Annotated in this window: 22 protein-coding genes and 2 pseudogenes; 7 read left to right on the forward strand and 17 right to left on the reverse strand. The window is 73.3% G+C overall.

Going from position 1 to position 19,643, the window contains the following annotated elements; all coding sequences use genetic code 11:
- Positions 1 to 18 precede the first annotated feature (18 nt).
- The 3 genes and pseudogenes from ACQP0N_RS30625 (at position 19) to ACQP0N_RS30635 (ending at position 3,788) form a co-directional block, all read left to right on the forward strand.
- Positions 19 to 528 (forward strand): hypothetical protein, encoded by a 510-nt coding sequence (locus tag ACQP0N_RS30625; protein ID WP_433115932.1) that lies wholly within the window; start codon positions 19 to 21, stop codon positions 526 to 528.
- A gap of 36 nt (positions 529 to 564) precedes the next feature.
- Positions 565 to 2,764: pseudogene (locus ACQP0N_RS30630) on the forward strand (AAA family ATPase).
- A 91-nt stretch (positions 2,765 to 2,855) separates the two neighbouring features.
- Positions 2,856 to 3,788, forward strand: coding sequence for an SMP-30/gluconolactonase/LRE family protein (locus ACQP0N_RS30635; RefSeq protein WP_433115934.1), 933 nt, complete (start codon positions 2,856 to 2,858; stop codon positions 3,786 to 3,788).
- 41 nt (positions 3,789 to 3,829) lie between these two features.
- On the opposite strand, the gene ACQP0N_RS30640 is transcribed toward ACQP0N_RS30635, so the two are convergent.
- The 16 genes from ACQP0N_RS30640 to ACQP0N_RS30715 all read right to left on the reverse strand — a co-directional run bounded on the left by ACQP0N_RS30640 (position 3,830) and on the right by ACQP0N_RS30715 (position 14,365).
- The gene (locus ACQP0N_RS30640) at positions 3,830 to 4,183 is read right to left on the reverse strand and encodes a gas vesicle protein K (RefSeq protein ID WP_433115936.1); all 354 of its coding nucleotides are present in this window, start codon (positions 4,181 to 4,183) and stop codon (positions 3,830 to 3,832) included.
- Positions 4,180 to 4,389 carry a gas vesicle protein gene (locus ACQP0N_RS30645; protein ID WP_396800027.1) on the reverse strand — a complete coding sequence of 70 codons (210 nt, stop codon included), beginning with the start codon at positions 4,387 to 4,389 and terminating at the stop codon, positions 4,180 to 4,182. Before ACQP0N_RS30645 ends, ACQP0N_RS30640 begins: the two co-directional genes overlap by 4 nt.
- Positions 4,386 to 5,207 carry a GvpL/GvpF family gas vesicle protein gene (locus ACQP0N_RS30650; protein WP_433115938.1) on the reverse strand — a complete coding sequence of 274 codons (822 nt, stop codon included), beginning with the start codon at positions 5,205 to 5,207 and terminating at the stop codon, positions 4,386 to 4,388. Before ACQP0N_RS30650 ends, ACQP0N_RS30645 begins: the two co-directional genes overlap by 4 nt.
- Positions 5,191 to 5,574: a gas vesicle protein GvpJ gene (gvpJ, locus tag ACQP0N_RS30655; protein WP_433115940.1), complete on the reverse strand. Its 384-nt coding sequence runs from the start codon at positions 5,572 to 5,574 to the stop codon at positions 5,191 to 5,193. Before gvpJ (ACQP0N_RS30655) ends, ACQP0N_RS30650 begins: the two co-directional genes overlap by 17 nt.
- Before the next feature lies 1 nt (position 5,575).
- A complete protein-coding gene (locus tag ACQP0N_RS30660) occupies positions 5,576 to 5,890 on the reverse strand; it encodes a gas vesicle protein (RefSeq protein ID WP_433115942.1) in 315 nt (104 codons plus the stop codon).
- Positions 5,859 to 6,188 (reverse strand): gas vesicle protein GvpG, encoded by a 330-nt coding sequence (locus ACQP0N_RS30665; RefSeq protein ID WP_433115944.1) that lies wholly within the window; start codon positions 6,186 to 6,188, stop codon positions 5,859 to 5,861. Before ACQP0N_RS30665 ends, ACQP0N_RS30660 begins: the two co-directional genes overlap by 32 nt.
- 2 nt (positions 6,189 to 6,190) lie before the next feature.
- A complete protein-coding gene (locus tag ACQP0N_RS30670; RefSeq protein WP_433115946.1) occupies positions 6,191 to 6,946 on the reverse strand; it encodes a GvpL/GvpF family gas vesicle protein in 756 nt (251 codons plus the stop codon).
- 1 nt (position 6,947) lies between these two features.
- Positions 6,948 to 7,328: a gas vesicle protein GvpJ gene (gene gvpJ / locus ACQP0N_RS30675; RefSeq protein ID WP_433115948.1), complete on the reverse strand. Its 381-nt coding sequence runs from the start codon at positions 7,326 to 7,328 to the stop codon at positions 6,948 to 6,950.
- Positions 7,325 to 8,524 (reverse strand): SRPBCC family protein, encoded by a 1,200-nt coding sequence (locus ACQP0N_RS30680; protein WP_433115950.1) that lies wholly within the window; start codon positions 8,522 to 8,524, stop codon positions 7,325 to 7,327. The genes gvpJ (ACQP0N_RS30675) and ACQP0N_RS30680 overlap by 4 nt, the downstream gene beginning before the upstream one ends.
- A gap of 2 nt (positions 8,525 to 8,526) precedes the next feature.
- Complete coding sequence (locus ACQP0N_RS30685; RefSeq protein WP_433115952.1) at positions 8,527 to 9,000, reverse strand: hypothetical protein; 474 nt, start codon at positions 8,998 to 9,000, stop codon at positions 8,527 to 8,529.
- Positions 9,001 to 9,275: 275 nt separating this feature from the next.
- Positions 9,276 to 9,785, reverse strand: coding sequence for a GNAT family N-acetyltransferase (locus ACQP0N_RS30690; RefSeq protein WP_433115954.1), 510 nt, complete (start codon positions 9,783 to 9,785; stop codon positions 9,276 to 9,278).
- A 126-nt stretch (positions 9,786 to 9,911) separates the two neighbouring features.
- The gene (locus ACQP0N_RS30695) at positions 9,912 to 10,742 is read right to left on the reverse strand and encodes a hypothetical protein (protein ID WP_433115956.1); all 831 of its coding nucleotides are present in this window, start codon (positions 10,740 to 10,742) and stop codon (positions 9,912 to 9,914) included.
- Between the two features lie 170 nt (positions 10,743 to 10,912).
- Positions 10,913 to 11,326, reverse strand: coding sequence for a DUF3263 domain-containing protein (locus ACQP0N_RS30700; protein WP_433115958.1), 414 nt, complete (start codon positions 11,324 to 11,326; stop codon positions 10,913 to 10,915).
- A gap of 109 nt (positions 11,327 to 11,435) precedes the next feature.
- Positions 11,436 to 12,452, reverse strand: a complete 1,017-nt coding sequence (locus ACQP0N_RS30705; protein WP_433115960.1) for an ABC transporter permease subunit — start codon at positions 12,450 to 12,452, stop codon at positions 11,436 to 11,438.
- Positions 12,449 to 13,372, reverse strand: a complete 924-nt coding sequence (locus tag ACQP0N_RS30710; protein WP_433121887.1) for an ATP-binding cassette domain-containing protein — start codon at positions 13,370 to 13,372, stop codon at positions 12,449 to 12,451. Before ACQP0N_RS30710 ends, ACQP0N_RS30705 begins: the two co-directional genes overlap by 4 nt.
- 207 nt (positions 13,373 to 13,579) lie before the next feature.
- Positions 13,580 to 14,365, reverse strand: a complete 786-nt coding sequence (locus ACQP0N_RS30715) for a DeoR/GlpR family DNA-binding transcription regulator (protein ID WP_053654382.1) — start codon at positions 14,363 to 14,365, stop codon at positions 13,580 to 13,582.
- A gap of 202 nt (positions 14,366 to 14,567) precedes the next feature.
- On the opposite strand from ACQP0N_RS30715, the gene ACQP0N_RS30720 reads away from it, so the two are divergent.
- The 3 genes and pseudogenes from ACQP0N_RS30720 (at position 14,568) to nagA (ending at position 17,571) form a co-directional block, all read left to right on the forward strand.
- On the forward strand, positions 14,568 to 15,497 hold the full coding sequence (locus ACQP0N_RS30720) for an SIS domain-containing protein (protein ID WP_433115963.1): 930 nt from the start codon (positions 14,568 to 14,570) through the stop codon (positions 15,495 to 15,497).
- A 56-nt stretch (positions 15,498 to 15,553) separates the two neighbouring features.
- Positions 15,554 to 16,446: pseudogene (locus tag ACQP0N_RS30725) on the forward strand (ROK family protein).
- Positions 16,447 to 16,461: 15 nt separating this feature from the next.
- Positions 16,462 to 17,571 (forward strand): N-acetylglucosamine-6-phosphate deacetylase, encoded by a 1,110-nt coding sequence (gene nagA, locus ACQP0N_RS30730; RefSeq protein ID WP_433115965.1) that lies wholly within the window; start codon positions 16,462 to 16,464, stop codon positions 17,569 to 17,571.
- Positions 17,572 to 17,582: 11 nt separating this feature from the next.
- On the opposite strand, the gene ACQP0N_RS30735 is transcribed toward nagA, so the two are convergent.
- The gene (locus tag ACQP0N_RS30735) at positions 17,583 to 18,794 is read right to left on the reverse strand and encodes a DUF4032 domain-containing protein (RefSeq protein WP_433115967.1); all 1,212 of its coding nucleotides are present in this window, start codon (positions 18,792 to 18,794) and stop codon (positions 17,583 to 17,585) included.
- A gap of 102 nt (positions 18,795 to 18,896) precedes the next feature.
- Between ACQP0N_RS30735 and ACQP0N_RS30740 the strand changes: the two genes are divergently transcribed.
- Positions 18,897 to 19,643 (forward strand): phosphatase PAP2 family protein, encoded by a 747-nt coding sequence (locus ACQP0N_RS30740; protein ID WP_433115969.1) that lies wholly within the window; start codon positions 18,897 to 18,899, stop codon positions 19,641 to 19,643.

Genomic DNA, 19,643 nt, shown 5'->3' on the forward strand with positions numbered 1-19,643 from the left:
GCGGGAAGGGGTGATCTGGTGAGGGGCGACCTGGACGAGACGCTGGCCCGGCTGGCCCGGCGCGAGGAGGCGCTGCGCCGGCGGGCCGACGACCGTGACGGCACCACGCCACCGCCGGGCCCGACCGCCGGGCCGGGCGTCACCGCGCCGGCCCGCAACGCCGGGCCGGCCCGGCACGCGGAACGGCACGACCCCGCCGACGAGGCCGGGTGGGGGCCGGTCGAGGAGGTGACCGAGGCGGTACGCCAGGTCGTTGGCGCGTACCCCGGGCTGGCGGTGACCGTCCGGGTGGAGCACGACGGTCGGACGTACCCGCTGCGGGTCTCCTGGGACGGCCCGGACGTGACGGTCGGCCCGGAGCCGCCGGCGGCCCCGGTGGAACCCCCGCCGTCCTGGCCGCTCTCCGGGCGGACGGTCCCGGCGTGGGCGCCCGGCCCGGACGGGTTGACGCCGGACCCGGCGGCCCGCCTGGCGGAGTTGATCCGGCGCGACCCGTCGCTACTGGACGAGTTGGATCCGCGGCGCTGAACGGCGTGACCGGCTGACGGGTACTACGGTCGGGCGGTGGCCCCACCCGACCTGACCCTGACGGCGAGCCTTCGACCGGCCGCGCTGGACGCCCGACGGGGCATCGTGCGGCTGCACCCGGAGGCGCTGACCGCGCTGGGCCTGCGCCCGGGCTCGCCGGTGCGGCTGACGGGTCGCCGGGAGACCGCCGGGATCGTGGCGGCGGCCGGGGCGGGCGCGAGCAGCGCCCTGCTCTACGCCGACGACCTCACGCTCGGCAACCTGGGCGTACGGGACGGCGCGTCGGTACGCGTCTCGCCGCTGCCGCTGACCCCGGCGGCCCGGGTCACCCTGGCCGGGCCGGTGGAGGTGATCGCGGCGGTCAGCCCGGAGATGCTCCGGCTCGCCCTGCTCGGCAAGGTGGTCAGCGCCGGCGACGACGTGTCGCTGCTGCCCCAGGACGTGCTGCCGGACGCGTCGACGCGCGGTCTCGTCGAGGCGGCCCGGCGCAGTCTCGCCACCAGCGTCGGCTTCGCCTGGACGAGCACCCTGCTCACCGTGGTCACCGTCGAGGAGTCCGCCGGGTCGCTGGTCACCATGGACACGGTGGTCGCCTGGGAACACGGTCCGGCCACCCACGGCACGCCAGCACCGGCCCGGCGGCCCGGGACGGTCGACGCCGTCGACGAGACGGACGCGCCCGACGTGGACGAGCTGCCGGGGTTGCGCGCCCAGGCGGACGAGTTGACCGAACTCCTCGACCTCGGCTTCCACCACCGGGAGGTGCTGGGCCGGCTGGGCACCACCATCTCGCTGGGCGTGCTGCTCTCCGGACCGGCCGGCTCCGGGAAGTCGGCGCTGGTCCGGGCGGTCGCGGCCCGGGTGGGTGCCCGCGTACACCCGCTGTGGGCGCCCGAGGTGGTCGCGCTGGCCGACCAGGCCGCCGCCGACCGGCTGCGCGCCGCCGCGACGGCGGCCCGGGCCGGCGGGCCGGCCGTGCTGCTGGTCACCGACGTGGAGGCCCTGGCCCCGGCGGACGAGCCCGGTCCGCTGGCCACGGTGTTCCGGCAGGTGCTCGCGGAGGTCGTCCGGGCGGGGGTCGCCGTGGTCTGCACCACCAGCCGGCCGGAGGCCGTCGACGTGGCGCTGCGCGCGCCGGACCTGCTGTCGCTGCGGATCAGCGTGCCACTGCCCGACGCGGCCCTGCGCCGCGAACAGCTCACCGTGCTGACCCGGCAGGTCCCGCTCGCCGACGACGTGCGGCTGGACGAGGTGGCCGGCCGTACCCCCGGGTTCGTCGCGGCGGACCTGGCCGCGCTGGTCCGGGAGGCCGGGGTACGCGCGGCGCTGCGGCAGAAGTCCGCGTCGACGCCCACGGTGTCGATGGCCGACTTCACCGCCGCCCTGGAGGTGGTCCGGCCGACGACGATGGCCGCGTCGACGTTGGAGTTGGCGTCGGTGACGCTTGACGACGTCGGCGGACTGGACGAGGTCAAGCAGACGTTGACCGAGTCGGTGCTGTGGCCGTTGACCTACCCGGACACCTTCGCCCGCCTCGGCGTGCAGCCACCGCGCGGCGTGCTGCTCTACGGGCCGCCCGGTTGCGGCAAGACGTACCTGGTCACCGCGCTCGCCGGGTCGGGCCGGGCGAACGTGCTCTCGGTCAAGGGCGCGGAACTGCTCTCCAAGTGGGTGGGCGAGAGCGAACGCGCCGTCCGCGAGCTGTTCCGCCGGGCCCGGGAGGCCGCGCCGACGCTGATCTTCCTGGACGAGGTCGACGCGTTGGCCCCGGTACGCGGGCAGGCCACCGACGGCGGCACCACGGATCGGGTGGTCGCGGCGCTGCTCACCGAGCTGGACGGGGTGGAGGCGCTGCGCAACGTGGTGGTCGTCGGCGCCACGAACCGGCCGGACCTGGTCGACCCGGCGCTGCTGCGGCCCGGCCGGCTGGGGCGGCTCGTCTACGTGCCACCACCGGACGGTCCGGCCCGCGCGGAGATCCTGCGGGCCGCGTCCCGGAACGTGCCCCTGGCATCCGGACGTCGACCTGGCCGCCCTCGGCGCGGAACTGGACGGCTTCTCGGCCGCGGACTGCGCCGCCGTGATCCGGGAGGCGGCACTCGCCGCGATGCGCGAGTCGCTGGCCGCCGCCACGGTCACCGCCGCGCACGTCGCCACCGCCCGCGACCGCGTCCGCCCGTCGCTGGACCCGGCCCAGGTCGCCTGGCTGGCCGCGTACGCCGCCGAGCGGGGCTAGGCCCACTCCAACCTTCTGGGGTACGCGGAGCGTTACCAGGGCGACACGTTCCTCAGTGGAGACATCCACTCGACGACAGGCGGTGTTCCCCTTGCGCAGGCTGCTCTCTCTTCTCGTCGTCCCCCTGGTGGCGGCGGCAACCCTCGGCACGGTCGGTCCGGGCGCGAACGCCCACCCGGGAACGTCGTTCCCGTCCCGGATCGCCCTGCCCGACGGGTACAGCCCCGAAGGGCTGACGATCGGCCGGGGCACCACCGTCTACGTGGGCTCGGTCGGCAACGGGGCCGTCTGGCGGGGCGATCTCCGTACCGGACACGGTTCGGTGTTCATCGCGGGCGCTCCGGGGCGGGAGAAGGCCGGTCTCAAGCTCGACCCGCAGGGCCGGCTGTGGACCGCCGACTTCTCCGCCGGGACGGCGAGCGTCTACGACGGTGCGACCGGCAGGCAACTGGCCAACTACCGGTTCACCGACGAGCCGGGCAGCATCGTCAACGACCTCGTGGTCACCCGGCACGCCGTCTACTTCACCGACTCGGCCCGACCGGTGCTGTACGTCGTACCGCTGCTTGCCGGTGGTCGGCTGCCCGAGGCCACCGCCGCCCGGGTGCTGCCGCTCACCGGACCGGCCGCCACACCAGACGCGTTCAACAACGGGATCGTGGCGCTCCCCGACGGGGACCTGCTGGTCGACCAGATGTTGACCGGTCGGCTGGTCCGTGTCGACGCGCGCACCGGAGCCAGCCAGGTCGTCGACCTCGGCGGCTACTCGGTGGACCGAGCGGACGGGCTGGTGCTGCGCGGCCGCACCCTCTACGTGATCCGGAACCTGAGCAACGTCGTCGCGGTCGTCGAGCTGAACGCCGACGGCACCGCCGGGGTGCTCCGGCGGGAGATCACCAGCCCGGCGCTACGGTCGCCGGCCACCGGCGACCTGCTCGGCTCGGCGCTCTACGTGGTCAACGGCCGGTTCGACGTCGAGCCTGGCCCGACCGTCGACTACGACGTCGTACGCCTCCCGGCCTGATCGGACGGTCGGCGGCGGCCCTGGCAGGTCGCCGCCGACCTTCAGTCCGTGGGCAGGAGCGGGCCGAGCGGGCCGAGGTCCAGGTTGAGGTCCTCGGGGGCCAGGCCGAAGTGCTCCCGCAGCCCGGCCATCTGCTCCTCCAACGCCATCAGCGTGACCCCGATGCGTTCGACCTGCTCCTCGGTGAGGTCGCCGAGGTCGACCCGACGCAGCGCCTGCCGTTCCATGAGCTGGCGCAGCAACTCGACGACGGTCAGCACCAGGCTGGCCAGCCCCCGTTCGACCGAGTCACGGTCCACGGAGATCCGGCCGTCCAGCGGGGTCACCCGGGGTGGTTGCCAGGACGAGGCGTCGAGTGCCGCGACCAGCTCGCTGGTGTCGTCCCGCCCGGTCACCCGGCGTCCTCCGCCGCCAGCGCGCCGACCGACGCCACCAGCGCGCGCAGCGAGATCCGGACCAGGTCGACGTCGGCGATGGCCAGGGTGATGTCGCCGCTGATCACCACGCCGGTGGCGAGCACCCGGTCGAGCAGGTCGACCAGGGCGACCGGCCGGTACGCCAGCGGATCGTCCGCGCTGCTCGGCGCGAGCGCGGTGGTCACCGTGGCTCCCCGGCGGCACCGGCCGGCCGTTCCGCCACGAAGGAGTACGCCGGCCACGGCCCGGTCAGCTCCAACCGCAGGCCCGGATGACGGTCCCCGAGCGAATCGACCAGGTCGGTGAAGCGGCGCAGCGCCGCGACGTCGACGAGGTACGCGCCGTTGAGCGCCATCGGCGTGGACGCGCCGGAGAGCCGCCGGTCCTGCGGGGCGTGCCGACGGCCCGCAACTGCCACCTCGCAGAGGGCGCCGTGCACGGCGTCGGCGGCAGCGCTCGCCACCTGCTGTCGCTCGTCGCGGGCGGTCAACTGGGCGCGTCTGCGGCGCAGGTACGCCGTACCCACCCCGCCGCCGTCCTGGGCGGCCGTGCTCTCGACGGGCGCTCCCGGCATCAGGTAGCCCTTGACGCCCCACTCGCCGCGTCCGGTCAGCCGGGTCAGGGTGGCGGACAGTTCGGCCCGCCGGGCGGCGAGCGACGTCGCCACGCGCTCGTCGTCGGTGTGCACGGTGGCGAGCCGGGCCGGCACCACCGGCCCCTGTCGGGCGAGCGCGTCCACCACGGCGTGGTGCGCCCGCGCGGCCCGCTCCAACCAGGCCAGGTCCTCCAGGTGGTGGCGCAGCGGCTCCTCGCCGTACTCGTCGAGTGGCGCGGGACTGACCACGGCGACCAGCCCGGCCCCGGCGACCGCGCGGACCGGAGCGCCGCCCATCCCGGCGAGCCCCGCCAGCGTCGCCGGCTCGACGTGGCGCACCACGGCGTGCAGCCACGCCCCGGTCGCCGGGGCGGACTCCTCGGCCGCCACCTCAGCCGTCGAACTCATCCCACTCCTCCAGCTCGGCGTCGCGGCGACGGGCCCGGGCCGCCACCCGGGGACGCCGTTCCGCCTCGACCTGCTCCGGGTCGCGCGGCCCCGGCTCCACCGGAGGGCGGGCCCGCGAGCTGAGCCACGGGTCGTGCTCCCACCAGTCGATGCCGATCTGGCGTGCCGTGTCGACCGATGCGATGACCAGTCGCAGCTTCAACGTCAACAGCTCGATGTCGAGCAGGCTGACCCGGATGTCACCGGCGATGACGATGCCCCGGTCGAGCACCCGTTCCAGGATGTCGCCCAGGTTGGCCGGCTCGTGGCCGGCGGGCAGGACCTGACCCGAGTTCTGCACCACCGAGGGCGGCTGCCCGACCGTCATCTCAGCCCACCTCACCCTTTCCGCGCTGGTAGCGCCGTACCCGCCGATAGCCGACCAGGCTCCCCTCGACGTCCAGCTCCACCTCGTAGAGACCGAGCAGGTCCGTCGAGTCGGGGATCCGGCGTGCCTCGACCACCTCCACGCCGACCAGCCAGCCGTCCTGGGTGGCCTCCAGCGACGTGGTCACCGTCGGCTCCCGGCCGGTCAACTCGACGAGCTGCCGCAGGCCCGCACGCGCCGCCTCGGCCGCCGACACCGGTTCCAGATACTCCTCGTCGGCCTGCTCAGGCCCGCGGGTTCTCGCCTCGTCGGTCATGGCGCACTCCCCTCTCCCGACCCGGGCCACGAGACCGTCCGTCGGCGGGCGGAGTGCCGCCAGCCCGCCGCCCGGCGCCCCCGGTGAGCCGGTCCAGCACCCGCTGCTCGGCCCGATCGCGCTCCTCGGCGCTGAGCTCACCGGCGGCCACGGCGGCGTCCAACTCCTCCAGCTCACGCCGGACGTTGACCGGGTTGTGCTGTCGCGCCTCGGCTTCCCGGGCCACCACCCCGACCACGGCGGTCAAGCCCCGCACGGGGGCGTACGGCAGGGTCAGCAGCGCCCAGAGCAGGTCCACGGTCAGCCCGCCAACTGGTACGCGGCGACGAAGTCGTACGGGGCGAGGGGCCCGAGCAGCCGCAGCCGCAGCAGGCCCCGACGGTCCTGGGCGTACTGCTCCAGCACGTCGACCAGGTCGGCCTCGCGGTCGGTGTCCACCAGCAGCGCCACGTGCCCCGCGTCCATCTCGTGGGTGGGCGGGCGCAGTTGCGTGGTCACCACGTACTCGGCCGTGACGTCGAGCAGCCGCCGGTTCTCCGCCTCGCGGCGTAGCTCCACGGCCTGGCTGATCAGCTCACCGAGCCGGATCCGGGGCTCCCGGCTGGCCGCCTCGGCCCGACCCCGTACCTGCTCGGCGAGCCGGGCGGCACCGGGGTTCTCGTCGAGGACGGCACGCAGCAACGCCTGCTCGTCGAAGCGGCCCTGCACGACGTACTGCACCCGACCCTCGAACTCGGCGAGCGCGGCGGCGAACCGGTCGTGGTGGGGCCGGAGCAGGTCGAGCACCGCGTCCGGCCCGGTGACCACGGTGCCGAACCGCACCGGCAGCACCGGGGCCACCGCCGCCGTACCGTCCAGCAGCTCCTGGTACGCCCGCAGGTCCGCCGCGCGGCCCAGCGGCGCGTCCAGGGGCACCTCACTGACCAGGGCCGCGAGGTCGCCGTGCCGGACGACTGTCACCTCGCCGGCGGGCTCGCCCACGCCGGCCGCGTCGGGCGTCGCCTCGACGTCCGCCGGCACCAGCCCGTAGATGAACAGTCCCGTCTCGTCCGCCATGTCAGCCCCTCCCGAGGTCCCGCACCGTGCCGGTGGCATCTCCGGTGACGTCCCGCACGGAGCCCGTGACGTCCCGGACCGAGCCGGTGACCTCGCGGACCGCACCGGTGACCCCTCCGACGAGGCCGGCCAACCCCTCGCCCTCCTCCGGGCCGATGTCGAACCGGTCCACCGCCTCGGCGAACCGCAGGTACGTCTCGATGCTCGCCACCACCACCCGGGCGTTGATCTCCACGAGGGGGATGCCGACGACCCCGACCGACACCTGCGCGTCGATCACGACGCCCTTGTCGAGCACCGTCTCCACCACGTCCGCGAGGCCGCCGCCGGAACCCACCTGTTCCAGGGCACCACCGACGGGGTCACCGGAAACCAGCGTCACTCGTCCTCCCCCCGACGGCGGCGCACCACGGGCCGTCGCGCCGGCTCCGACCCGCGCCGGACGGGCGGTCGCGGCCGCTGCGGCTCCTCGCGGGGCTGTGCGCGACGGGCCCGCTCAGGAGCACGGCGGCGGGGTGCGGGCGGCGGCTCCTCGTCGGCCTCGTCCGCGTACCCCTCGTCGTAGCCGTCCTCGTACGCCTCGTACTCGTCGTCGTACTCCGGCTCGGCCGGTCGCCGTGGCGGGCGCTGGCGCAGTCGCCCCCCGGGCCGGCGGCGCGGCTGCTCCTCGGCGGGCTCCTCGTCGTACTCCTCGTCCTCGGGCTCGTTCGGTTCGCGGCCGCCGCGCTCCTGCTGCTCCCGCTCCTCGCGCAGGCCGGTCTCGTGGTCCTTGACCACCTGGGAGTCGCGGATCTCACCGCGCCAGCCCTGCACCTGGTCCGGGTCGAGTGCCACCTCGGTCATCACGTGCCGGACGAAGTGCTTCAACTCCAGCCGTACGCGCCGACCCTGGGCCCGCCACAGGTTGCCGGTGTGCTCGAAGAGGCCCTGCGGGTGGTATTCGAGGACCACCAGGATGCGGGTCAGGTCCGGGGTCAGCTCGTGGAAGCTGACGGTGCCGTCGACCGACCCCTTCTCGCCCTTGGACCGCCAGTGGATGAGCTTGTCCGGCACCTGCCGGACGATCGTCGACTCCCAGGTCCGGTGCGACCAGAAGACCTGCGCCTTCCAGGTCATCTTCTCGGGCTCGTCGTTGTCGGCCTGTTCGACCTTCTTCATGAAGCTCGGGAAGTCGCCGAACTGCGTCCACTGGTTGTACGCGGCCCGCACCGGGACACCGACCTCGATCGTCTCGACGATGTTGGTGACCTTGTTCTTGCCGCCCTTACCGCCCTTACCGCTCGCACGGCCGAGAGCCGCCATCACCTTCTCCTTACCGCCGGCCACCCCGGCGTGCAGCATCGCCTTCACCGGGGAGCCGCCCTCGGCCAGCTTCTGGGCTCCGGTGGCGGCGGCGATCAGGCCGGGTCCACCGCCCTGGCGCGCGTAGTCGCTCAGGCGGCCGGTCGCGCCGGTGATCCGCTCCGTCACCACGCTCACCGCACGTTCGCCGATGGCGCCGGCGAGGTTGCGCACCTCGTCCGCCAACTGGCCCCGGATCTTGTCGCTGAGGCCGCCCGGGCTGCTGTTTCCCGCCATGGTCACCGCCCCCGCCGCGGCCCGGCCGACGCGTCGTCGCGACCGCTCGCCGTCGCACGATCACGGTCGCCGCCCTGGTCGCCGTTACCGCCCTGGTCGCGGTCGCCGCCCTGGTCGGCGTTGGCGCGCTGGTCGCCGTTACCGCCCTGACCACCGCCGGGGTTGCCCGCGCGGCGGCGGAGCGCGTCGGCGGAGCCACGCAGCCGGCCGGTGAGCGCGTCGACGCCGCTGCCGGCCGCGGCGGTCGCGGCGGACCGACCGGCGTTGACCAGCGGCCCGCCGAGTCGGCTGAGGTTGCTCAACTGTGGGGACGACTGGAGCAGGTCACCACCCCGCTTCAGCAGACCGCCCGGGTCGCGGCTCGCGCGCCCGGCGGCCACCGCGGCCGCCAGGGTCAGCGCCGTACGCAGCTTGCGACGACGGCCCAGCAGGTAGCCGAAGCCCACCGCCAGCCCGATTCGTGTTCCGGTCTTCATCAGGTCTCCCTCGCTCCCCGGTGGGTCCGGGACGTCTGCGGGATCAGGGGCAGGGGGCCGCCGGGGAACAGCGCACACCACACCCTGGATCAGACGTCCCGCATTTGCGGACCCGGCGGGCAGTACCCGACGTAATTGCCGCGAAACCGTCGGGAGAAATTCCGTCCGCACTGGTGAGAAGGTATTCGGAAAAGCGTTGCCAGACGGTGCAGACGGGACAGGAGGGCGGTTCTGAGCAGTGCGAACGCCGGACGCGCGAAAGACGGAAACGACCGTCAGAGAGCCGGCGGCGTCGAATCCAGACAGATTTCGGCGTGCACCTTTCCGTCACCCTCGCGCAGTTTCGCACCGCACTTTTCGAGGATGGCGAGCGCGCCGACATTGTCCGGGGTCGTCTCCGCGACGACGGCACGCATTCCGGCGCGGGCGGCGAGGTTGAGCAACTCACGCAGGGCGGCCGCGCCGATGCCCTGGCCCCGCGCCGAGAGGCCGAGCCACATGCCGGTCTCCACCGTGCCCGGTACGTCACAGCGCGTCATCCGGATCATGCCCAGCACCTCGCCGCCGACGAGGATCGCGTACATCTGGGAGCCGGTCGGACCGTCCAGACCGGCGAAGCTCGCCCGGTGGAACTCGCGGAAGGCCTCCCGGCGGGCGAGCGACCAGCCGGCGGGCGCCTCCACCGGAGGCATCACCTCACCCGGCTCGGCCTCGGCAGCCGCTACGGAGAGCAACGGCTCCAGATTCCGCTCGTCCACCGGCTCCAGCCGGACCGCACCCGCCACGTGCCGCAGTCTGCCGGCCCCATCGGCCGAAGTCCACCCCATTGGGCACCGGATGGCGGTCCGGCCACGGGTACCGGCCGGTCGGGCGGTTCGCGTGTTTCTCCTCACGCTCCGTCGTCATTTGGCCTATGGGCCGAACTCGCAGAACACCACCGAGGCGTCGTCGGTGGACTTGTGCCGGCGGAGCCGATCGGGATGATCGCGCTCGGCGTCCCGCACCCGGCCGAGCAGCGCGGCGGGACCTTCGGCGCTCAGCAGATCCAGCAGTCCCGCCCAGTCGGTCAGCCCGAACTGCTCGACCGCGCTGGACGCGCCGTCACTGAGCAGCGCCGCCCGGCGCAGGGTCGCCGAACCCCGCCGGGGCGCCGTCCCGGTCACCGCGTGGAACGCCGCGTCCGGGTCGGCCGCCGCGACCCAGTAGCCGTGCGTACGGTTCATCCGCTCCCGCTGGACGCCGACCGCGTGCCGGAAGCGCGTGACCGGGTCCGACGCGCCCGCCGGCACGGTGGCGAGGGTCTGCCGCAGCTCGGCCATCGCCGTGTCCAGCCGGTCGTCGGTCACCACGGTGACCTGGCCGTCCACATCGAGCACCAGGGGACTGTCGCAGAGCACCAGGTAGTCGACCTGGTCGCCGCAGTCGCGCAGCAGGCAGACGGTGCTGGACGGGGTGCCCGGGTGGTCGAGGTCGCACTGCCCGCCATGGTCGGCGCGGACGGCGAGGATGGCCGCGGCCAGGTTGCTGGTCAGGCGGGCCGCCGGGCGGGCCGCCTCCGCCACCGCGAGCCGGGCGGCCAGGTGTCGGACGTACCACTCCGGGCCGTGGACGCAACCCGTGTCGAAGCCGTCCGGGACGGTGGCGCCGTCCAGGACACCGACCAGCGAACCGAACTGGAAGACCACGTCCTCGTTGACGGGCCGACCAGGGGCCGGCGCGGACGCGGAACGTACCCGCATCATCAGCAGGGCCCTGCCGCGGTCGTACCCCTCATGGCCCGCTCCCTCCGTTGACCCGCGCCACGGTGACGAGATCGGCGTCGCGTACCCGCGCGCCCGAGCTCCATTCCTGCGCTGGCGGGTGTCGCGGCGGCCCAGGGGCTCCGTCGGCCCCGTAGGCGCCCGCGACACCGTCAGCGGCGGCGGTTGCGGGCCCGCGACGAGCGCAGCCGGCGGAGCCGGCCGATCAGCACGGGATCGGCGGCGAGCGCCGCCGGATTGTCCAGGAGACCGTTGAGCAGTTGGTAGTACCGCGTCGAGGAGACGCCGAAGGTGTCCCGCACGGCCTGTTCCTTGGCGCCGGCGTGCCGCCACCACTGCTGCTCGAAGGCGAGGATGGCCTGTTCGCGGGTGGTCAGGCCCGCCGCCGGAGAGGTCGCAGAGGCAGTGGTCGGCTCCGCCGTGTCGTTCAACTCACCGTCGTCGGTGCTCTCGACGGGCGGTGCCGGTCGCGGGGTCGGCACACTGGGCGCGAGTCCGCCGGCCGACTCGGCCGGACGAGCGTCGGTGGACGGCTCGGGGGCGGCCGGGGTGGCGTCGGCGGGCATGCCGTTCAGCCTAGTCAGGGCGGGCCGTGGTCGCAGCAGCCGGCGCGGCCGGCCCCGCCGTCGGAACCCGACGGTCGAAGCCGGCCGCGCCGGGCCGTTGACGTGTCGATCAGGAGATGTCGCGGCGACGCATCGCCCAGATCGCCGCGCCGAGGATCACCACGAGCCCGACCGAGAAGATGGCCGAGGACTGCTGCCAGGTGATGTCCATCGTCTCCGGCTTGCACTCGCCGAAGTAGGTCGCGTTGCAGGACTGCCAGTTCTCCAGCGTGACCGTCTTCGTCATCCAGGCCAGCGCGTACGTGGGCAGCAGCCACGCCTCGGCGAACTTGACGCTCGCCATCGACAGCAGGATGCCGAGGCCGAACTGGCCGACCACCATCAGCGCCACGACACCGCCGAGGGCCATCGCGGTGTGCCGGCCCAGCGAGGCCAGCGCGAAGCCGATCGTGGTGATCACCAGCACCAGCGCCACGCCGCGCAGCCCGGTCAGGGCGAACGACTGCCAGGCCCCCGAGGTCATCTTCTCGGTGCTGCCCCGGAAGCTGGCGACGGCCCAGAAGCCGGCGAACCACAGCACCGCGGCGGGCAGCGTCACCGCCAGGATGCCGGTGAGCAGCGCGGCCAGCTTGGTGAACAGTACGGTGAGCCGCTTCGGCCGCCAGAGCAGCAGGTTCATCATGCCGCCGGTGCTCCACTCGGCTCCGATGAAGGACGCCCCGATCACGAACCCGACCAGGGCGAGGATCGCCGCGAACGGGACCAGTGTCTCGTCGAACGTCTTGCGGAAGTTGAACGTCGACGGCAGGAACCACTCCGCCTTGATCTCCTCGCGCGGCGGCGGCGTGATCACCGAACAGTCGTCGGGGTAGCGGCCGTCGCTCGATGTGCCGGCCTTCTTGGCCTGCTCGCAGTTGACCCGCTCCTGCTCGCTCCAGCGGACCTGCTCCTGGTACTGCTGGTCGGCCTGCCGTTCGGCCTTGGCAAGCTGGCCGGCGTCGATCTTCTGGTTGGTGAAGAACACGCCGACCACCACGGCGGCCAGCACCAGCAGGCCGAGCAGCGTCATGTAGCGGGTGAAGCGCCGCTTGACCAGCCGGCGCAGCTCCGTCCGATAGAGGCTCACGCGCCCCACCCTCCTCCGGTGGCGCCGGGCTGACCCGTCCCACCGACCTTCATGGACTCGTCGACCTGCCGGTGCTGGCCGGGGACCGGCGCGGTGGCGGTCAGTTCGAGGAAGACACTCTCCAGGTCGACCGCGATCGGGGCCAACTCGCTGACGTACAGGTTCTGCTCGGCGAGCAGCCGGGTCACCGACGCCGGCTTGTCGACGCCGGTCAGCATGAGGTGGTCCGGGTGCCCGGTGACCCGGATGCCGGCCCGGGTCAGGGCCTCGGTGGCCGTCGGCAGGTCACTGACCGCCTCCAGGCGTACCCGGACCGCGCCGGACGAGTGCTGGGCGAGCACCTCGTCGACCGGGCCGAAGGCGACCCGTCGGCCGAGCGAGATGATGGTGACGGAGTCGCAGATGAGTTGGATCTCGCCGAGGATGTGGCTGGACAGCAGCACGGTCATCCCGGACTCGGCGAGGTTGCGCATCAGCGTGCGCATCTCCCGGATGCCGCCCGGGTCCAGGCCGTTGGCCGGCTCGTCGAGGATGAGCAGCGTCGGGTTCTTCAGCAGGGCGGACGCGACGGCGAGCCGCTGCTTCATGCCCAGCGAGTACGTCTTGACCCGCTCGCCGGCCCGGTCGCGCAGCCCGACCAGCTCCAGCACCTCGTCGACCCGCGCGGCGGGCACCTCGCCCGCCCCGGCCAGCAGGGACAGCGTGTCCCGTGCGGTGAAGTGCGGGAAGAACTGTGGGCTCTCGACGATCGCGCCGACCTGACCGGCGACGGTGGGCAGCGCGGCGGGCACCTCGTGCCCGAGCAGCGTCATCCGTCCGCCGTCGGGCCGGATCAGGCCGAGAAGCGTACGCAGCGTGGTGGTCTTGCCGGACCCGTTGGGACCCAGGAAGCCATGCACCTGCCCCGCGTCGACCTGCATATTGAAGCCGTCGAGCGCGTTGCGGGTGCCGCGTCGACGACTCTTGTACGTCTTACGTAGACCTTCGATCTCCAGGACAGCTGGCAAGCTGCACCTCCCCCGATGGTGGGCGTGACAGCCGACACCATACGCGGTATGCAGCGGTGCGCAATACCCGGTATGCAGTGACACGCCGGTCGATGCGTTTCATCGACGGAGCGTGACCGTTCAGGCGCAGACGACCTGCACGCCGGCCGCCCGGAAGGCGTCCACCACCTCGGGCGCGGCCCCGGAGTCGGTCACCAGCGTCTCGACCCGCTCGACCGGGCAGATCCGGGCGAAGGCGTGACCGCCCAGCTTGGACGAGTCCGCGATGATCACGACCCGCTTGGCGCGCGCGACCATCAGGTTGTTCATGGCCGCCTCTCCCTCGTGGTGGGCGGCGGCGCCGAGCTGCGGGTCGATCGCGTCCACCCCGAGCAGGGCGACGTCCAGGGTGACCTCCCGCAGCAACGCGCCGCCCAGCGGGCCGACCAGCTCGAACGACTTGGGGCGTACCACCCCGCCGGCCACCACGACCTTCATCCGGGACCGCACGAGCAGCTCGTTGGCGATGTTCAGCGCGTTGGTCACCACGGTGAGCTGGGCGCCCTCGGCGCTGGTGTTGAGGTCCGGCCGGACGGCCAGCGCCCGGGCGACCTCCGTGCTGGTGGTGCCGCCGTTGAGGCCGACCACGGTTCCGGGCGTGACGAGCGCCGCGGCGGCGGCCCCGATCCGCTGCTTCTCGGCCGAGTGCTTGGCCGTCTTGTAGCGCAGCGGCAGGTCGTACGAGACACCGTTGGCGACCGCGCCACCTCGGGTTCTGGTGATCATCTGCTGCTGGGCGAGCTGGTCGAAGTCACGCCGGATGGTCGCCTGGGAGACGTCCAGCCGCTCGGCGGCCGCCTCGACGCTGACCCGACCGTTGTCGGTCAACATCTCCAGCAGGGCGTTCCATCTGGCGTACCGGTCCACCTCGGGGGCCCTCCCAGTAACTGCACGCTCGGTGATTGATTGCGTGCACACTAGTGCGCGAAACTGGGCTGGCGCAAAAGGCTGGCCTGCGCGATCGGCCGGCCGGTTGCCACGACCACCCCGGTTCGCGCAGAATAACGCGCGAAATACGGCCCTTACGAGCCGTATTGCGCAGACAGGTCGGCCCTGCGAGGAGTTACCCATGGCGTACGTGGACGCGGAGATCGCGAGCCAACCCGACTGTTGGCGGGAGGCCGCGTCGCTGTCCAACGCCGTACGTGCCGACCTTCCGCGCCCCGGCGAGCGGGTCGCCGTCGTCGGCTGCGGCACGTCGTGGTTCATGGCCATGGCGTACGCAGCCCGCCGCGAGCAGGCCGGCCAGGGCGAGACGGACGCGTTCCAGGCGTCCGAGTTCCCCGCCGGCCGCCGCTACGACCGGCTCATCGCGATCACCCGTTCCGGCACGACCACCGAGGTGCTGGAACTGCTCGCCGCGCTGCGCGGTCGTACGCCCACCACCGTCATCGTCGGTGACCCGGCGGCACCCGCCGTCGACCTGGCCGCCGCCGCGGTGACCATGGCCTTCGCCGACGAGCGCTCGGTGGTGCAGACCCGTTTCGCGACGACCGCGCTGGCCCTGCTCCGGGCGAACCTCGGCGACCCGATGACCGCGCTCGCCGCCGACGCCGAGGTCGCGGTGCGTTCCCCGCTGCCGATCGACCCGGCCACCATCGAGCAGGCCACCTTCCTCGGTCGCGGCTGGACGGTCGGCCTCGCCCAGGAGGCCGCACTCAAGTGCCGGGAGGCGGCCACCTTCTGGGCCGAGGCGTACCCGGCGATGGACTACCGGCACGGTCCCATCTCGGTCGCCGCGCCGGGCCGGCTGGTCTGGGCGTTCGGTGAGTTGCCCGACGGGCTGCCCGAGGACGTCGCCGCCACCGGTGCCGCCTTCGTGCACAGCCGCACGCACGGTTGGCGCACGGTGCTCGGGAGCTGGTCGGCCGGTCGTACCCCGGTCGACCCGATGGCCGACCTGATCCTGGCCCAGCGGTTCGCGGTCGCCCTGGCGACCAGCCGTGGCCTCGATCCGGACGCGCCGCGACACCTGTCCCGGTCAGTGGTACTGGCGTGAGCGGTGCCGGGCGCGACGACCGGGTGGTCGTGGCGTTGGACGTCGGCGGCACCGGCATGAAGTGCGCCCTGGTCCGGCCGGACGGCGTGGCGGTACGCACCGAACGACACCCCACCGACGCCGCGCGCGGGCCGGCCGCCGTGGTCGACACCATCCTCGGCGTCGCCGAAGGGCTGGCCGCCAAGGCCCGCGCCGACGGCTTCACGCCGGTCGCCATCGGCATCGCGGTCCCCGGGGTGGTGGACGAGGCGCGGGGGTGGCGGTGTGGTCGGCGAACGTGGGCTTCCGGGACGTACCGCTGCGGGACCTGGCGGTGCGACGGCTCGGGCTGCCCACGGCGCTCGGCCACGACGTGCGCGTCGGTGGCCTCGCCGAGGCCCGGCTCGGGGCCGGACGCGGCGCCGACCACGTGCTCTTCGTGGCGATCGGCACCGGCATCGCCGCCGCGCACGTCGTCGGCGGCGTGGCCGCCGTCGGCGCGCACGGCGCGGCCGGCGAGATCGGCCACATCATGGTCCGACCCGACGGTCCGCGTTGCGGATGCGGGCGGCCCGGCTGCCTGGAGGCGGTCGCGTCGGCGTCCGCGATCGGCCGGCGCTACGCGGAGCTGGCCGACGGCCGGCCCGACGCTCCGGTGACGGCTGCCGCCGTGGCGGAACGGGCGGCGGCCGGCGAACCACTCGCCGCCGAGGTCTGGCGTACGGCCGTCGAGGCGCTCGCCGACGGCCTGGCCACCGGGCAGGCACTGTTCGACGTGACGACGATCGTGCTCGGCGGCGGTCTCGCCCAGGCGGGCGACCTGCTGCTCGTCCCCCTCCGGGCGGCGCTGCACGAGCGGATGACCTTCCACCGTGAGCCGCAGCTCGTCGCGGCCGCCCTCGGCGACGAGGCCGGCTGCCTGGGGGCCGCCCTGCTCGCGCTGGACACCCTGACCGCCGACCGAGCTTGACCAACAGGAGGAACGATGACCGAACGGGTGAACGGCCGAGTGGTGACCCCGACCGGTGTCATCCGGCAGGGCTGCGTCGAGTGGGACGGTGAACGGATCACCGCGGTGGCCGAGTACCCGTCGGTCCGCGACGGGCACTGGATCCTGCCGGGCTTCGTCGACATGCACACGCACGGCGGCGGGGGCCACACCTTCACCACGGGGGACGCCGACCAGGCCCGCGCGGCGGCGGCATTCCACCTGGGACACGGCACCACCACGCTGCTGGCCAGCCTGGTCAGCGCGCCCTTCGCGGTGATGCGCTCGGCCACCGAGGCGTTCGCGCCGCTGGTCGACGAGGGTGTGCTGGCGGGGATCCACTTCGAGGGCCCCTACCTCTCCACCGCCCGCTGCGGCGCGCAGAACCCCGAGTACCTGCGGGACCCTTCCACGGAGGAGCTGGCCGAGCTGATCGAGCTGGGCCACGGCGCGGTCCGGATGGTCACCCTCGCCCCGGAGCGCGACGGCGCGCTGGAGGCGATCAAGCTGCTCACCGCGCAGCGCGTGGTGGCCGCCGTGGGTCACACCGACGCCACCTACGAGCAGACCCAGGCCGCGATCGCCACCGGGGCGAGCGTGGGTACACACCTGTTCAACGGCATGCGCCCGGTGCACCACCGCGAACCGGGCCCGGTGGTGGCCCTGCTCGACGCGTCCACCGTGGTCTGCGAACTGGTCGCCGACGGCGTACACCTGCACGACGGCATGCTGGCCTTCACCGCCACGACCGCCGGCCCCGACCGGGCCGCGCTGATCACCGACGCGATGGCCGCGGCCGGTATGGCCGACGGTGAGTACGAGCTGGGCGGGCAGGCGGTGACCGTCGCCGACGGGGTGGCCCGGCTCGCCCGCGACGGCGCGATCGCCGGCAGCACGCTGACCATGGACGCGGCGCTGCGCCACGCCGTTCACGCCGGAATCCCGATGGCCGACGCCGCCCGGATGGCGGCGACCACCCCGGCCCGCGCGATCGGCCTGGGCGACCGCGTCGGCGCCCTCCAGGTGGGTCTCCGCTCCGACCTGGTGGTGCTCGACGACGACCTCAACGTGGTACGGGTGCTGCGCGGCGGTTCCTGGGTGGAGTGACGCGGGCCCGATCAGCCCAGGCTGGGGACGTCGACGCCGAGGATGGCCTGTTCGTCGGGGCGGTGCACCAGCACATCGGCCAGGTACGACTGGACCGCGTGTCGCATCCCCACGTCCCGGCCGGCCTGCTCGGAGAGCAGCCACTTGTGCTCGATGATCTGCGCGAACAGCTCCTGCGGCTCAAGCTTGCGCCGCAGGTGCGCGGGCACGGCCCGGACCACCGGCTCGAAGACCTCGGTGAGCCAGCGGTGCGCCGCCTGCTGCTCGTCGGTCAGATCACTCTCCGCGCGGTAGGCGTCCAGGTCGTTGAGCAGCTTGCGGGCCTGGTTCTCCTCGGCGTCCAGACCGGTGAGCCGCAGCAGCCGTCGCGTGTGGTAGCCGGCGTCGACGACCTTCGGCCGGACCAGGTAACGCCCGTCCGCAGCGCTCGACATGGCCACCTCGGCCACGTCGAATCCCAGGTCGTTGAGGCGACGGATCCGTCCCTCGATGTCGTGCCGCGCCTGTCGCTCGATCGCCTGCTCGTAGGTGATCTCGTGCCACAGCCGCTCGTAGCGCTGCACGACCTCCTCGCAGACCACCTCCGGGTCGATGGACTCGTGCAGCAGGCCGGCAGCCTGGAGGTCCAACGCCTCCCCGAAGATGTTCACCCGGGCGATCTCCAGGTCCTCGCCGCGCTGCCCGTTGGAGAGCGAGTTGTGCAGCGCACCCGTCTCCGCGTCGACCAGGTAGGCGGCGAAGGCCCCCGCGTCCCGGCGGAACAGCGTGTTCGACAGCGAGCAGTCTCCCCAGAAGAAGCCGGTCAGGTGCATCCGCACGATCAGCGCCGCGAGCGCGTCGAGGAGCCGGCTCATCGTCTCCGGCCGCAGGGTGTGCGAGAAGAGCGCCCGGTACGGCAGCGAGAACTGGAGGTGTCGGGTGATCAGCACCGATTCGAGGGGCTCCCCGTCGTCGGCCTGCCGGTCGGCGACGACCGCCACCGCCTCGACCGACGGGAAGTCGATCCGCTCCAACGCCCGCAGCAGGTCGTACTCCCGCTCGGCGATCCGCTCGCGGGTCTCCTTGAAGGCGTACACGTAGTCGCCCAACCGGACGAACCGGACGATGTGCCGGGAGATGCCCTGCGGCAGGGCCACCAGGTGCTGGGCAGGCCACTCTTCCAGCGGTGTCGACCAGGGCAGGTCGAGCAGCGCCGGGTCGACGAGGGCAGACGTGATCCGCACGGGGACAAGCATGACGGGTGACCCCCCGCATCCGCCGCACATCGTGGTTGGGCCCACAGCGCCGCACGTCCCGGCCTCGCGCCGGGCCGGTAGCGTGGTCGCGTGCTCAAACCCACGGGTGTACGACGTGACCTGCGGCTTCGGCCCGTCCGCCCGGCCGGCTGGTGGTTCGACGCCCTCCTGCTGGTCGGTTTCGGGGCGGTGACCCTGGCGCTGGCGAACGGGGCGCTGCTCGGGCTGGACCTCGCGGTCCGCGAATGGGCCTACGCCCATCACCCGGCGCCGATCTACTGGACGGCGCGGGTGTTGAACTTCCTCGGGCAGGGCGGCTGGCTGCTGATGCCGATCGCCGGGGCGCTCGGGCTGGCGGTCGCGTGGCGCTCCCGCACGGTTCGGCCACTGCTGCTGCTGGCGGCGGCGTTCGTGCTGCTGTACCTGACGGTCGGCCCGCTCAAGATCGTGACCGATCGGGCAGCGCCCAGCTCGGATCTGCCGCCGGCGCAGTCGGTCCGGATCTTCAACGACCTGCCCCCCACCGAGTACGACCTCTCCTATCCGTCGGGGCACGTCGCCAACGCGATCGTCTGGTACGGGGTGATCGCCGTGCTGCTGACCGCGCTGACGGTCGGGCGACTGCACCCGAGCGTGTACCGCCTGATCCGTTTCGCACCGCCGGCGATCCTGCTGGTCACCACCACATACCTGAACTTCCACTGGCTCACCGACGGCGTCGCGGCACTGCTGCTCGGCCTCTTCCTGGACCGGCTGCTGCACCGGGTGCCGTGGGACGATCTGCCGCTCCCCGGCCGGTTACGTGAGTGGGACCGCCCGTTCACGTCGTACCCCTAG

It is taken from the genome of Micromonospora sp. CA-246542 (assembly GCF_050942905.1).
Taxonomy (GTDB): Bacteria; Actinomycetota; Actinomycetes; order Mycobacteriales; family Micromonosporaceae; genus Micromonospora.